The organism is Pseudomonas kuykendallii (assembly GCF_900106975.1).
Lineage (GTDB): Bacteria > Pseudomonadota > Gammaproteobacteria > Pseudomonadales > Pseudomonadaceae > Pseudomonas_O > Pseudomonas_O kuykendallii.
In genome coordinates this window covers 635,441-648,576 of record NZ_FNNU01000001.1, presented here as the reverse complement: position 1 = coordinate 648,576, position 13,136 = coordinate 635,441, and the positions used below count along the sequence as shown (strand labels likewise).

Below are 13,136 nucleotides of genomic sequence, written 5' to 3'. Positions count from 1 at the left end.
CGTGTTTCGTTTTCTTCTGCTCCCGCTGCTGCTCCTGGCTGGCTCCGCGCACGCCGACGTGCGCCTGCTGACCAGCATCAAACCCCTGCAACTGATCGCCGCCGCCGTGCAGGACGGCGTCGGAACGCCCGACGTGCTGCTGCCTCCGGGCGCCTCGCCGCACAACTATGCGCTGCGTCCGTCGGACGTTCGCAAGCTGCGCGAAGTCGAGCTGTTCTACTGGATCGGCCCGGATCTGGAGACCTTCATCCCCCGCGTATTGCAGGGCCGCAGCGGGCCCGCGGTGACGGTGCAGACGCTTCCCGGCCTGCACCTGCGCCATTTCGGCGAGGGCGAAGCGCATGGCGATGACGGCGAGCACGATCATGAGCATCGCCCCGGCACGCTGGACGCGCACCTCTGGCTGCTGCCGGACAACGCGCGGGTGATCGCCGCGCGCATGGCCGCCGACCTGAGCGCGGCCGATCCGGACAACGCGGCGCGCTACCAGGCCAACCTGCAGGCCTTCGAGCGCCGCCTGGGTGCGCTCGACCAGCGCCTGCGCCAGCGCGTCGCCGGCGTCGCCGGCAAGCCCTACTTCGTGTTCCATGAGGGGTTCGACTACTTCGAGTCTGCCTACGGCCTGCAGCACAGCGGCGTGTTCAGCGCCGCGACCGAGGTGCAGCCGGGCGCGCGACACGTCGCCGAGATGCGCGAGAAGCTGCAGCAGGCCGGCCCCGCCTGCGTGTTCAGCGAGCCGCCGTGGCGGCCGAAGCTCACCGAAACCCTGGCTGAAGGGCTGCCGGTGAAAATGGCCGAACTCGATGCGCTGGGCGCCACGCTGAATGCCGACGCGAACGGCTACGAGCGGCTGCTGGACGACCTGGCGAACAACCTGGCCGGCTGCCTGGAAGGGCTCTGAGTCGGCAGATCGCGTAGTACCCGTAGGGTGGGCTTCAGCCCACCGGGGCCGTGCAGTATCGCGTGGGCTGAAGCCCACCCTCCGAAGCCGCGCCGTCACGTAGGGCGGGTGCGACCCGCGTGTCCCTGTCTCGAACGTGCATCGATCGCGGGTTTCGCCCGTCCTACAACGAGCGCAGTAGTAGGGTGGGCTTCAGCCCACCAACGCCTCGCCGTATCCCTTGAACGGAAGCCCACCGGCAACGCCAGGTCGCGGTGCGCCGGTCCGGTGCCCTACAGCGCGATCGGCAGGGCCAGGTCGACCCGCTGGCGCTGCGCCAGGCGGTGTTCGAATTCGGCGGGGTCGTGGATCAGCACTTCCTGCCCGGCGTTGGCATCGGCGGCGATCAGCCGGGACAGCCAGAAGCGCACGCAGGCGACGCGCAGCAGCACCGGCCAGAGTTCCGCTTCGGCCGGGCCGAAGCGCCGCTGGCTGGCATAGGCACCGAGCAGCGCGCGGGCGCGCGGCAGGTCGAGGGCGCCGTCGTCCCTGGAGCACCAGTCGTTCAGGGTGATCGCCACGTCGTAGAGCATCGGCCCGCTGCAGGCGTTGTAGAAGTCGATCACCCCGGACAGGTGCGGGCCGTCGAAGAGGACGTTGTCGCGAAACAGGTCGGCATGCAGGTTGGCCTGCGGCAGCGCGAGGATCGCCGCGCGCTGCGCCTCGATCTCGTCCAGCACCGGCTGCAGCAGGTCGGCGGCGGCGGCGGGCAGTTGCGTACCGAGACGCCGCCCCTCACCGAGCATCCAGTCCAGGCCGCGGTCGCTGCGCCGCTGCAGTGGCTTCTCGCAGGTCGCCTTGTGCAGCTTGCCCAGCAGGGTGCCGACCTCCACGCAATGGTGCGCGTTCGGCTGGGCGACGTGCTTGCCCGGCAGCCGCGGCTGCAGCAGTGCCGGCTTGCCGGCCAGGCTGCGCAGGGCATCGCCGTTGGCGCTGCGCAGCGCGTAGGGCACCGGCAGCTCGGCACCGTGCAGCACGTCGAGCAGTTCGATGAAGAACGGCAGATCCTGCGAAGGGCCGCGCTCGATCAGCGTGAGGACGAACTCGCCATGCTCCAGGCTGACAAAGAAATTGCTGTTCTCGCTACCCGCGGCGATTCCCTGGAAACTTTTCAGGCGCCCGAGTCCGTAAGGCGCGAGGAAGGTTTCCAGCTGCGGCTGTTCGAGCGGCGTGAATACCGACATCAGCGTCCTACCATTTGAAGATTTCCCAGGCCGGAATCAGCATGTCGGGCTGGTCCGAGCGGATGAAGTTGCCGTCGCTGCCGTCGGCGCGCACCAGAAAGTACGGCTTGCCATGCTTGGGCGTGATCTTGATCGCGTAGAGAAAGCCGTTCTGGCGGTATTCCTGCACGGTCTTGTCGCCGTCCTGGCGAATGGTCACCTCGGGGTCGGCATCGGGCCGTTCCTGGGCGATCGCCGCCAGGGGCAGGCAAGCCAGCAGGCCAGTCAGCAGGTAGGTGGGTGCGCGCATGTTAACCTTCCTTCTTTAACGTCAACGGTCCGGTCATTCTAACCCGGCCCTATGCAAAAGGTTGGTCCCACGCATGTCCCAAGCCCCCCTCGTCCTGGTGGACGGCTCGTCCTACCTGTACCGCGCCTTCCACGCCCTGCCGCCGCTGGCCACCTCCAAAGGCATGCAGACCGGCGCGGTGAAGGGCGTGCTGAACATGCTCAAGAGCCTGCGCAAACAGTATCCGGACAGCCCCTTCGCGGTGGTTTTCGATGCCAAGGGCGGCACCTTCCGCGACGCCATCTTCGCCGACTACAAGGCCAACCGGCCGCCGATGCCCGATGACCTGCGCGACCAGGTCGAGCCGCTGCACGCGAGCGTTCGCGCGCTGGGCTTCCCGCTGCTGTGCGTCGAAGGCGTCGAAGCCGACGACGTGATCGGCACGCTGGCGCGCCAGGCCGCCGGCGAAAAACGCGACGTGGTGATTTCCACCGGCGACAAGGACATGGCGCAACTGGTCTGCCCGCACGTCACCCTGGTCAACACCATGACCGGGCTGGTGATGGACCCGGCCGGCGTGGTCGAGAAGTTCGGTATCGGCCCCGAGCTGATCATCGACTACCTGGCGCTGATGGGCGACAAGATCGACAACATCCCCGGCGTGCCCGGCGTCGGCGAAAAAACCGCGGTGGGCCTGCTGGCCGGCATCGGCGGCGGGCTGGACGTGATCTACGCCAACCTCGGCAAGGTCGCCGAGCTGCCGCTGCGCGGAGCCAAGTCGCTGGCCGCCAAGCTCGAAGAGCACAAGGAGATGGCCTACCTCTCCTACGAGCTGGCGACCATCAAGCTGGACGTGCCGCTGAATATCGAGATCGACTCGCTGCACCCCGGCGAGCCCGATCGCGAGGCGCTCGCCGCGCTCTACGGCGCACTGGAGTTCAAGAGCTGGCTGGAAGACCTGCAGCGCGAAGCGAAGGCCAGGAAGCTCGAACAGCCCGCCAGCGGTGGCCTGTTCGACGCGCCGGACGTGCCGCCGCCAGGCAGCGATCACCTGCAGGCGGAAGTGTCGCAGCAGTACGAAACCATCCTCGACCAGGCGCGGTTCGATGCCTGGCTGAAGAAGCTCGAGGCCGCCGAGCTGTTCGCCTTCGACACCGAGACCACCAGCATCAATGCGCAGGTCGCCGAGCTGGTCGGAGTGTCCTTCGCGGTGACGCCGTTCGAGGCCGCCTACGTGCCGCTGGCGCATTCCTACATGGGCGTGCCGGCGCAGCTCGACCGCGACGCCGTGCTGCGCGCGCTCAAGCCGCTGCTCGAAGACCCGAACAAGGCCAAGGTCGGCCAGCACGCCAAGTACGACATCAACGTGCTGGCCAACGCCCCGGTGCCGATCGAGGTGCGCGGCGTGGCCTTCGACACCATGCTCGAGTCCTATGCGCTGGACGCCACGGCGACCCGTCACGACATGGACAGCCTGGCGCAGCGCTACCTGGAGCACGAAACCATCCGTTTCGAGGACATCGCCGGCAAGGGCGCCAAGCAACTGACCTTCGACCAGATTTCCCTCGAGCAGGCCGGCCCCTACGCGGCCGAGGACGCCGACGTCACCCTGCGCCTGCACCGGACACTCTGGGACAAGCTGCAGGCCACGCCGTCGCTGGCGGGCGTGCTGCGGGACATCGAGATGCCGCTGGTGCCGGTGCTGGCGCGCATCGAGCGCAACGGTGCGCTGGTCGACGCCAACCTGCTGGGTCGTCACAGCCTGGAGCTGGGCGAGAAGATGGTCGCGCTGCAACGCGAAGCCTTCGAGCTGGCCGGCGAGGAGTTCAACCTTGGCTCGCCCAAGCAGCTCGGCACCATCCTCTATGAAAAGCTCGGCCTGCCGGTGATCAGCAAGACCGCCACCGGCCAGCCGTCGACCGCAGAAGCGGTGCTCGCCGAACTGGCCGAGCAGGATTACCCGCTGCCCAAGGTGATCATGCAGTACCGCACCCTGAGCAAGCTCAAGAGCACCTACACCGACCGCCTGCCGGAACAGATCAATCCGCGTACCGGGCGCATCCACACCTCCTACCACCAGGCGGTCACCGCCACCGGACGGCTGTCCTCATCGGACCCGAACCTGCAGAACATCCCGATCCGCACCGCCGAGGGGCGGCGCATCCGCCAGGCGTTCATCGCCGCGCCCGGCTACAGGCTGCTGGCGGCGGACTACTCGCAGATCGAGCTGCGCATCATGGCCCACCTGGCGCAGGACGAAGGGTTGCTGCATGCCTTCCGCAACGGCCTTGACGTGCACCGCGCGACGGCCGCCGAAGTCATGGGCGTGAGCCTGGAAGAAGTGACCAACGAGCAGCGGCGCAGCGCCAAGGCGATCAACTTCGGGCTGATCTACGGCATGAGCGCCTTCGGCCTGGCCAAGCAGATCGGCGTCGACCGCAAGCAGTCGCAGGCCTACATCGACCGCTACTTCACCCGCTATCCGGGCGTACTCGCCTACATGGAACGTACTCGCGAGCAGGCCAGCGATCAGGGCTACGTGGAGACGCTGTTCGGCCGGCGCCTGTACCTGCCGGAAATCCACGCGAAGAACCAGGGCCTGCGCAAGGCGGCCGAACGCACGGCGATCAACGCGCCGATGCAGGGCACGGCGGCGGACATCATGAAGCGCGCGATGGTGGCGGTGCAGGCCTGGCTGGACGAATCCGGGCTGGACGCCCGGGTGATCCTGCAGGTGCACGATGAACTGGTGCTGGAAGTGCGCGAAGGCCTGGTCGACGCGGTTCGTGAGAAGGTCCGCGCGCTGATGAGCGGCGCCGCGACGCTCGACGTGCCGCTGCTGGTGGAGGCTGGCGTCGGCGCCAACTGGGACGAAGCGCACTGATTCCAGGCCCGGGTTCGCGCCTCGGGCGGGGAACTTTTTCCGGAGCTGGCCGGTCACAGATTCTGAATGGGTGAAGCCGTTCAATGCTCCTTGTTGTGTTTTAGTGTTGGCAGATATCTGGACCCCGCCCTAGCGGTCCGGACTTAAACCTCGAACTTCTCCCTCCCCATACGAAGTTCGAGGTTTTTTTTCGCGCGCATTTCGACCACGGCCTATTCCTCGGGCTGGTCGTCCTCTTCCTCGTCGTCCAGCAGTCCCAGCCATTGCGCGAGCACCAGCTGCGCCTCCTCGATGCCCTGGCGTTTGGGCGCCGAGAACAGCTGGATGCTCACCACGTCATTGCCCCAGCCCTGCTGGATATCGCGCTGCACCTTGAGCAGGGCGTTCTTCGCCGCGCCGTAGGCGAGCTTGTCGGCCTTGGTCAGCAGAATGTGCATCGGCATGCGGCTGGCGGTGGCCCAGTCGAGCATCATCCGGTCGAAGTCGGTGAGCGGATGGCGGATGTCCATCATCAGGATCAGCCCGGCGAGGCTGTTGCGGCTGCTCAGGTAGGCTTCCAGGTGTTTCTGCCAGTGCTGCTTGAGCGGGATCGGCACCTTGGCGTAGCCGTAGCCGGGCAGGTCGACCAGGCGCCGATGCTCGTCGAGGCTGAAGAAGTTCAGTAACTGGGTACGCCCCGGCGTCTTCGAGGTGCGCGCCAGGCTGGCATGGGTGAGGGTGTTCAGCGCGCTCGACTTGCCGGCATTGGAGCGCCCGGCGAACGCCACTTCCAGACCTTCGTCCGCAGGACATTGGTCGACTTTTGCTGCGCTGATGAGGAAGGCGGCCTGTTGGCACAGACCGAGAATCGGGTTCTTGAATGACATGGGTTTTCCAGAGTGCGACCGGGTGTCGCAGGAGGCGGTTTCGTTTCCGTTTCGGCGACGCCAGTATATAATGCCGCAGATTTTGTGTGCGCTTTCATCCTGTTGCACGGGGGTGAGTTCACGTCGATCCATGGATTCGCGCGACAAGACGCGAACCTCATGGCGGTCTCGCTGTATGCCGCCTCGCGGGTTGTGCATGGACTGCAAAGCCGAGGCTTGTCTGGTCCCATTTGTGCGCCATGAGCCCGGTCCATAACTCTTTCAACCTTAGCCGTAATTGGATTAGCTGATGAACAAAGTACTCGTGAGTCTGCTGTTGACCCTGGGCATCACCGGTATGGCCCACGCTGCGGGTGATGCCGCTGCCGGCCAGGGCAAGGCCGCTGTCTGTGGTGCCTGCCATGGCGCGGACGGCAACAGCCCTGCGCCCAACTTCCCGAAGCTGGCTGGCCAGGGTGAGCGCTACCTGCTGAAGCAGTTGAAAGACATAAAGGCTGGAACCTCGCCGACCGCCGAACCGGGTACCGGCCGCAAGGTGCTGGAGATGACCGGGTTGCTGGAGGGTTTCAACGATCAGGATCTGGCCGACATCGCCGCCTATTTCTCCAGCCAGAAGATCGTCATCGGCGCCGCTGATCCGGCGCTGGTCAAGCAGGGCGAGGCGCTGTTCCGGGGTGGCAAGGTGGCTGACGGCATGCCGGCGTGCACCGGTTGCCATTCGCCCGACGGCAGCGGCAACTTCGCCGCCGGCTTCCCGCATCTCGGTGGCCAGCATGCCACCTACGTCGCCAAGCAGTTGACCGACTTCCGCGAAGGCAATCGCACCAACGACGGCGACACCATGATCATGCGCGGTATCGCCGCCAAGCTCAGCAACAAGGATATCGAAGCGGTATCCAGCTACATCCAGGGTCTGCACTGACGCCGGCCGAGGGGTAGGAAAAAGGGTGGCGATGGCCACCCTTTTTCGTTTCCGGCGCCGCTACAATAGCTCGAACCCGGACCGTTTCCCTCGGTCGAAGCCAGGCCCGCCGTGGGCGGCTATGAAACCCAAGGAGTCATGCATGCGTAACCTGATCCTCAGCGCCGTTTTCGCCACCGCGGGTCTGATCGGCGGGCTCGCCCAGGCTGCCGAGCCGGAGGCTGGCAAGCAGTACGTCGAGCTGAGCAACCCGGTACCGGTATCCAAGCCCGGCAAGATCGAAGTGGTCGAGCTGTTCTGGTACGGCTGCCCGCACTGCTACCAGTTCGAGCCTACGATCACCCCGTGGGCCAAGAAGCTGCCGGACGACGTGAACTTCGTTCGTGTACCCGCCATGTTCGGCGGCGTGTGGAACGTGCACGGCCAACTGTTCATCGCCCTGGAAGCCATGGGCGTCGAAGCCAAGGTGCATGACGCCGTTTTCGCCGCGATCCACAAGGAAGGCAAGAAGCTCGCCGACGAAGACGAGATGGCCGACTTCCTTGCTGACCAGGGTGTCGACAAGGAAGCTTTCCTGAAGACCTTCAACTCCTTCGGCGTGAAGAGCCAGATGGAGAAGGACAAGAAGCTGGCCATGGCCTACCAGATCACCGGTGTGCCGACCATGGTCGTGAATGGCAAGTACCGTTTCGACCTGGGCACCGCGGGCGGCCCGGAGCAAACGCTGAAACTGGCCGACTTCCTGATCGAGAAGGAGCGTGCCGCACGTTGAGCGGCACGCGCGGGAGCGTGGCATGTTGCGGCGCTGGAGTTCCGAACGCGCGGTCAGCCTGTGCAATGCGCAGGTCAACCCGCATTTTCTTTCGTCCGACGGCCTGCCCGCCGACGGACGCCTGCGTCTACTCAGCTTCAATATCCAGGTCGGAATCAGCACTGCCCGTTATCACCACTACCTGACCCGCAGCTGGCAGCACCTTCTGCCCCACGGCGGGCGGGCGCTGAACCTGCAGCGCATCGGCGCGCTGCTCGATGGCTACGACCTGGTGGCCCTGCAGGAAGTCGATGGCGGCAGCCTGCGCTCGGGCTACGTCAACCAGGTCGAACACCTGGCCCGGCTGGGCAAGTTTCCCTATTGGTACCAGCAGCTCAACCGCAACCTCGGGCGATTCGCCCAGCACAGCAACGGGTTGCTCAGCCGGCTGAACCCCAGCCAGCTCGAAGACCACCCGCTGCCCGGCCCGCCCGGTCGCGGCGCGATTCTCATGCGCTTCGGCGAAGGCGAGGACGCGCTGGTCGTGGTGATGATGCACCTGTCGTTGGGGCCGAAGACGCGATCGCGCCAACTCGCCTACATCCGCGAACTGATCGGCGGCTATCGCCACCAGATTCTCATGGGCGACATGAACACCCTCGCCGCCGACCTGATCGAGCATTCGCCGCTGCGTGATCTCGGGCTGCTCGCGCCACAGGTCGAGGCGACCTTCCCGAGCTGGCGCCCGGTGCGTTGCCTGGACCACATCCTGCTCAGCCCCGGCCTCGCTCTAGAACGGGTGGAAGTGCTGAGCCAAGCCATTTCCGACCACTTGCCGGTCGCCGTCGAAATTCGCTTGCCGAGCAGCCTCGGTGGCGATTCTGCGCTGGTGCCGCGTCCGTCCACACCGGTGGAGCCATGAGCGACGATCTTCAGCGCTGGAAAGACAAGTACCTGGAAAGCCTCGAGCAGCAGGAGCGGCTCGAGAAGCGCTGGGAGGTTCGTCTCGATCTGCTGCGCCGCGGCCTGGTGCGCAGCAGCCTTGCCGCCGAAGGCAGCGACCGCGGCGTCGACCAGTGCATGCAGGAGTTGCGCGAGATCGTTCGTCGCGACGACTTCGACGCCAGCCTGTCGGCGCTGATTCCGCGCCTGGAAAAGGCCGTGCTCGATTCCGAGCGCCGCCGCGGGGAACGCGTCGGCCAGCTCAATGGTGCGCTGGCCTCGCTGGTTACCCAGTTGCAGCAACTGCCGTTGCCCCGCGATGTGCGCAAGGCGTTGAAGCGGTTCGCCCGTGGCATCGAAGAGCGCGCCGGACAGACACGCGAATTGCCGGCGCTGATGATCGAACTCAGCGACCTGCAACGCCAGGCGCTGACCCAGCTGGAAAACGACGAGAAGGAGCGTCCCGGCCTGTTGCAGCGGTTGTTCGGCACGCGTGACCCCGTCGATGCGTCCGATACCGATGAAGGGCCGGCCGAGAGTCCTTCGCGTGCTCCTGCCGAGCCTGCCGCCGAGGCCGCTGTCGCGCTGCAGCCGATTCCCGCCGCGGATGCGACGCTCGCGGATGACGTTACGGCAACGCCTGCCGAAGCGCCCTTGCCACTGCCCGAACCGGATGCCGAGGCGGTCGCCCAGGCGCTGCCGGCCCAGCCGAAGGTGATTGCGGGAGTCGGCCTTTCGCGCATGCATCTCGACAGCCTGCCGATGGCCGCTGCGATACTCGAGCCGGCCGATCCCGCCTATGCGCTGCCGGCGCAGAGCGAGCCGGCCTACATCGTCATCGCGGCTCGGGTCGAGGCGATCCTGCTGGGCATGCTCGACGAATTGCCGTTGCCCGAGAGCCATCACGCGCAGTCCGCGGCGCTCGCCGAGCGGATTCGCGGCGGGCTCAACTGGTATGAGCTGGTTCCGGCGTTGGAGGACCTTGCCGTGCTGATGCAGGCCGTGGTCGGCAGCGGGCAGCACGAGTTCGAGGAGTATCTCCGGCAACTCAACGAGCGCCTGGCAAACTTCCAGGGCAGCCTGGTGGACGCCCAGGAAGGCTACGTCGATGGCCTGGCGTCGGCGCGCGAGCTGGACAGCGACCTGCGCCAGCAGGTCACCGGTCTGCACAGCAGCGTGCAGGAAGCGAACGATCTGTCCGGCCTCAAGCAGGTGATCGAAAGCCGCCTCGAAGGGCTGCTTCACACCATGGACGAGTACCAGCGCCAGCGCGACCAGCGCGAGGAGCAGGTCGCCGGCCGGCTGCAGACGCTGGTCGAGCGGGTCGCCAGCATGGCGCAGGAAGCCAAGGGTTTCCGCGAGAACCTCGAGGAGCAGCGGCAGAAGGCGCTGGTCGACGCACTCACCGGTCTACCCAACCGGGCGGCGTGGAACGAGCGTCTGGAGATCGAGGGTGCGCGCTGGCAGCGCTATGGGGGCGAGCTGCTGATGGCGGTGCTGGACGTCGACCACTTCAAGCGGATCAACGACGAGTATGGCCACCTCGCCGGCGACAAGGTGCTGAAGATCATCGCCGGCGAGTTGGCCAAGCGGGTGCGGGTGACCGATTTCATCGCGCGCTTCGGCGGTGAGGAGTTCGTGCTGCTGATGCCTTCCACGCCGATGGAAGGCGGACTCAAGCTGCTCGACGTCCTGCGCACGGCCATCGAGGCCTGTCCGTTCCACTTCAAGGGGCAACCGGTAACGATCACGTTGTCCGGCGGTCTTGCCGCGTATCACCCGGGCGAGGTGGCCGAACAGGTCTTCGAGCGCGCCGACCAGGCGCTGTATCGCGCCAAGCGTGGCGGGCGCAATCGTATCGAGAGCGAGCGCTATGACGCCTGTAACGACTCCTTGTCCTCATTGGGTACGCCGTAGAACTGCTCCTCGGCATTGGGCAGGTAGTCGGTCCAGGATTCCGGGACTTTCGACAGGCGTGGATAGTCGATCATCTCCAGTTGCAGCAAGGGCAGCAGGAACGGCGTGTGCCGCAGCTGCGGCGAAACCACGCGCAATTCCGGCAGCCACAGGCTGACGTAGGTGCCCTCCGGATCGAGGTCGCGCGCCTTGCGCAAGGCGTTGAAGGTGTCGCTGCGCTTCGGATCGCTGGCGTAACCGGCGACATAGGCCCAGTTGCCCCAGCTGCTCGCCGGGTCGTAATCGAGCTGGTGTTCCTCGAACCAGGCGGCGCCGTGGCGCCAGTCCTGCTTCAGGTCGTGAACCAGGTAGCTGGCGACGATTTGTCGGCCGCAATAGGACATGAACCCGGTATCGGCCAGTTCGCGCATGTTGGCATCGACGATCGGCATCCCGGTGCGCCCCTGGCACCACTGCTGGAAGCGTTCGTCGATCTTGTCCGGCGCGCGCGCCGTGGCTTTCACGCCGCCGGGCTCGAACAACGCCTGGCCGTGGCGCTCGAGGGTCAGGCGGAAGAATTCGCGCCAGAGCAGCTTCTGCCACAGACAATGGGTGGACTCGTTGCGCCCGTAGCGCGACTCGTGGCGACGTAGCTCGGCGGCGACCCGTCTTGGCGAAAGGCTGCCGTTGGCCAGCCAGGGCGAGAGCTTAGAGGAATACTCGGTGCCGATCAGCCCATGGCGATTTTCGATGTAGTTGCGCACACCCTGGCGTTCCCAGAGGTAGTCGCGCAGGCGCGATTGCGCCGCCGGCTCGCCACCGGCAAAGGGGAAGGCGCTGTTCGGCACGCTGAGCGGTTCGCCCAGGCCCAGTTGCGACAGCGTGGGCATCGGCAGCAGCATGTCCTGCGCCGCCTGCGGGAAGACCGGCAGGCTGCGCGGCACCGGACGTGGCTGGAACACCGGCAGGCGCTGCTCGACGACCCGGCAGAACTCGCTGTAGACCTGCGGCATCTGCTCCAGGCCCTTGAGCAGCTCTTCCATGCGGAACAGCGAATTGCCCTGGAATTCACGCAGGCGTACATGGCCCAGTCGCGAACGGACCTCCGCCAGCTGGGTGAGCTCTTCCGGCGCGATCTCTTCCAGCGTCAGCACTTCCTGGATATCCAGGCGCTGGACCAGATCGGGAATCACGTCTTCGGGATGGCCGGGCAGCAGCAGCAGCCGCGAGCCCAGCGCGCGCAGCGAGTTGTCCAGAGCGGTGATGCTTTCGAGAAGAAAGCGGGCGCGATGAACGCCCAGGCGACGCGCGCCCAGCGGTCCGCTCCTGACCCACTTGGGGTCCAGGATGAACACCGGGATCAGTTCGTCCGCCTCCATGCCCGCCCACAACGCCGGATGGTCATCGAGCCTGAGATCCTGTTTGAACCAGAGCAATGCGCGGCGCATACGTTCGTCGTCCTTAGCTGATCAGCGCGCGAGTTCGTCGCAAACGCCGCTTCGCTGAAATAGAGCTTCTATAACAGCTTGGTGTTCCGCGGCAAACAACCGCATCCGCCGAGCGGCACGTGGAAATGCCAAAAGGTCGAGGTTTTTTCGCCAGGGATGACTTTTCGGCGTTCGCCCGGAAAGCTGCCGGGGCGCCTGAGAGTGGTTATGCTGTTCGACTCTTTTACTGTCGCCGTCGTTTCGCCATGAAGTGTTCAGCCGTTTTGCTTGCCTTTTTCCTTCTTGCCGGTTGCAGCAGCGGCCCGCGCCTCGACACCTCGTTCACCTCGAGGGGGCAGAACAGCCGCATCCAGTACGTGGTGGTCCACTACACCTCCGCCGATCTGCCGCGCTCGCTGGCCATGCTGACCCAGGGAGAGGTCAGCGCGCATTACCTGATCAGCACCAGCCCGGTGAAGATCTATCGCCTGGTGGATGAGAACCGCCGCGCCTGGCACGCCGGCGTCAGCCAGTGGCAGGGGCGTACCTGGCTCAACGCCAGCAGCATCGGCATCGAGCTGGTGAATCCGGGCTTCGAGGAGCAGCCGGACGGCACCTTGCGCTGGATTCCCTACGACGATGCGCAGATCGATGCGCTGATCGTGTTGCTCAAGGACATCGTCAAGCGCCATGACCTGCCGCCGGGCAGCATCATCGGCCACAGCGATATCGCGCCGCAGCGCAAGACCGACCCGGGGCCGATGTTTCCCTGGAAGCGCCTGGCCGATGCCGGGCTGGTGCCCTGGCCGGACGCGGGCCTGGTGGCGCGCTATCAGGCCCAGTTCGCGCAGGCGTTGCCGTCCGTGCTCTGGTGGCAGCAACAGCTCGCCGTGCAGGGCTACGAAGTGCCCCAGCACGGCGTGCTGGACGGCCCCACGCGCAAGGTGATCGGAGCGTTCCAGATGAAGTACCGGCCGACCCGCTTCGACGGCGAGCCGGACGCGCAGACCGCCGCGCTGCTGCTCAGCCTGAACCAGGCGAGCGCGCGGCCCTGAG

At 66.0% G+C, this 13,136-nt stretch carries 11 protein-coding genes; 7 read left to right on the top strand and 4 right to left on the bottom strand.

From position 1 onward, the window contains the following. Nucleotide 1: 1 nt before the first annotated feature. A complete protein-coding gene (locus BLV15_RS02915; protein ID WP_245728123.1) occupies nucleotides 2-901 on the top strand; it encodes a zinc ABC transporter substrate-binding protein in 900 nt (299 codons plus the stop codon). Nucleotides 902-1,173: 272 nt separating this feature from the next. On the opposite strand, the gene BLV15_RS02910 is transcribed toward BLV15_RS02915, so the two are convergent. Both BLV15_RS02910 and BLV15_RS02905 read right to left on the bottom strand, forming a co-directional pair. Further along, entirely contained in the window at nucleotides 1,174-2,124 is a 951-nt protein-coding gene (locus tag BLV15_RS02910) for a homoserine kinase (RefSeq protein ID WP_090224470.1), read from the bottom strand. A gap of 7 nt (nucleotides 2,125-2,131) precedes the next feature. Further along, nucleotides 2,132-2,413 carry a DUF2782 domain-containing protein gene (locus BLV15_RS02905; RefSeq protein WP_090224468.1) on the bottom strand — a complete coding sequence of 94 codons (282 nt, stop codon included), beginning with the start codon at nucleotides 2,411-2,413 and terminating at the stop codon, nucleotides 2,132-2,134. A 73-nt stretch (nucleotides 2,414-2,486) separates the two neighbouring features. Between BLV15_RS02905 and polA the strand changes: the two genes are divergently transcribed. Continuing rightward, complete coding sequence (gene polA / locus BLV15_RS02900; protein ID WP_090224466.1) at nucleotides 2,487-5,276, top strand: DNA polymerase I; 2,790 nt, start codon at nucleotides 2,487-2,489, stop codon at nucleotides 5,274-5,276. 212 nt (nucleotides 5,277-5,488) lie between these two features. On the opposite strand, the gene yihA is transcribed toward polA, so the two are convergent. Next, nucleotides 5,489-6,142, bottom strand: a complete 654-nt coding sequence (gene yihA, locus BLV15_RS02895) for a ribosome biogenesis GTP-binding protein YihA/YsxC (RefSeq protein ID WP_090224465.1) — start codon at nucleotides 6,140-6,142, stop codon at nucleotides 5,489-5,491. Between the two features lie 289 nt (nucleotides 6,143-6,431). Here yihA and BLV15_RS02890 point away from each other — a divergent pair, with 289 nt between their 5' ends. From BLV15_RS02890 to BLV15_RS02875, 4 genes are all read left to right on the top strand, one after another. Continuing rightward, the gene (locus tag BLV15_RS02890) at nucleotides 6,432-7,064 is read left to right on the top strand and encodes a c-type cytochrome (RefSeq protein WP_090224464.1); all 633 of its coding nucleotides are present in this window, start codon (nucleotides 6,432-6,434) and stop codon (nucleotides 7,062-7,064) included. A gap of 142 nt (nucleotides 7,065-7,206) precedes the next feature. Beyond that, the gene (locus BLV15_RS02885; RefSeq protein WP_090224462.1) at nucleotides 7,207-7,836 is read left to right on the top strand and encodes a thiol:disulfide interchange protein DsbA/DsbL; all 630 of its coding nucleotides are present in this window, start codon (nucleotides 7,207-7,209) and stop codon (nucleotides 7,834-7,836) included. Between the two features lie 22 nt (nucleotides 7,837-7,858). Continuing rightward, the gene (locus tag BLV15_RS02880; RefSeq protein ID WP_175534274.1) at nucleotides 7,859-8,737 is read left to right on the top strand and encodes an endonuclease/exonuclease/phosphatase family protein; all 879 of its coding nucleotides are present in this window, start codon (nucleotides 7,859-7,861) and stop codon (nucleotides 8,735-8,737) included. Continuing rightward, nucleotides 8,734-10,674 (top strand): GGDEF domain-containing protein, encoded by a 1,941-nt coding sequence (locus tag BLV15_RS02875; protein WP_090224460.1) that lies wholly within the window; start codon nucleotides 8,734-8,736, stop codon nucleotides 10,672-10,674. The genes BLV15_RS02880 and BLV15_RS02875 overlap by 4 nt, the downstream gene beginning before the upstream one ends. On the opposite strand, the gene BLV15_RS02870 is transcribed toward BLV15_RS02875, so the two are convergent. Next, the gene (locus BLV15_RS02870) at nucleotides 10,629-12,101 is read right to left on the bottom strand and encodes a DASH family cryptochrome (RefSeq protein ID WP_090224459.1); all 1,473 of its coding nucleotides are present in this window, start codon (nucleotides 12,099-12,101) and stop codon (nucleotides 10,629-10,631) included. The genes BLV15_RS02875 and BLV15_RS02870 overlap by 46 nt on opposite strands. A 245-nt stretch (nucleotides 12,102-12,346) precedes the next feature. On the opposite strand from BLV15_RS02870, the gene BLV15_RS02865 reads away from it, so the two are divergent. Continuing rightward, complete coding sequence (locus tag BLV15_RS02865) at nucleotides 12,347-13,135, top strand: N-acetylmuramoyl-L-alanine amidase (RefSeq protein ID WP_090224457.1); 789 nt, start codon at nucleotides 12,347-12,349, stop codon at nucleotides 13,133-13,135. The last annotated feature ends 1 nt before the right edge of the window (nucleotide 13,136 follow it).